The organism is Clostridium vincentii (genome assembly GCF_002995745.1).
Taxonomy (GTDB): Bacteria; Bacillota; Clostridia; order Clostridiales; family Clostridiaceae; genus Clostridium; species Clostridium vincentii.
Genome location: NZ_PVXQ01000089.1, coordinates 1 through 652, shown reverse-complemented (window position 1 = coordinate 652; position 652 = coordinate 1). Strand labels below are relative to the sequence as shown.

2 tRNA genes and 2 rRNA genes are annotated in these 652 nt (G+C 40.8%); all 4 read left to right on the top strand.

What is annotated here, in order from left to right:
* Window positions 1-78: ribosomal RNA gene (locus tag CLVI_RS17190) — 16S ribosomal RNA — on the top strand; the annotation flags it as partial.
* Window positions 79-226: 148 nt separating this feature from the next.
* Window positions 227-302, top strand: a tRNA-Ala gene (locus tag CLVI_RS17185).
* Between the two features lie 3 nt (window positions 303-305).
* Window positions 306-382 (top strand) — tRNA-Ile (locus CLVI_RS17180).
* A 187-nt stretch (window positions 383-569) separates the two neighbouring features.
* Window positions 570-652: ribosomal RNA gene (locus CLVI_RS17175) — 23S ribosomal RNA — on the top strand; the annotation flags it as partial.

Below are 652 nucleotides of genomic sequence, written 5' to 3'. Positions count from 1 at the left end.
CCTAAGGTAGGGTCAGCGATTGGGGTGAAGTCGTAACAAGGTAGCCGTAGGAGAACCTGCGGCTGGATCACCTCCTTTCTATGGAGAAATCCAGCAAGTATGATACTTACTGGTAACAAAAAAATTCTTATTTGAATTTTCTTCTCTAAAAAAGATAATGGAATTTAACTTAGTCTGTTCAATTTTGAGAGATCTCATTTAGTTATGACATCTCTTATAATTTTGTGGGGGTATAGCTCAGTTGGGAGAGCACCTGCCTTGCACGCAGGGGGTCAAGAGTTCGAATCTCTTTACCTCCACCACTAGGGCCTATAGCTCAGCTGGTTAGAGCGCACGCCTGATAAGCGTGAGGTCGATGGTTCGAGTCCATTTAGGCCCACCAATTGTTCTTTGAAAATTGCATATATATATATTGTTTGTATAACTACAACAAGCCAAGAAATATTCTTTGTATTTTACTAGTTTTACTGTGAAAGTTATTACTATTATATAGTAAAAAAACATCATATGTTAAAACCAGTGGCACAAAAGCGATCAACGCAATGAGAAACTTTTGTGTCACGAGAACAGGTTAAGCTACAAAGGGCGCATGGTGAATGCCTTGGCATCAGGAGCCGATGAAGGACGCGATAAGCTGCGATAAGCTTCGGGT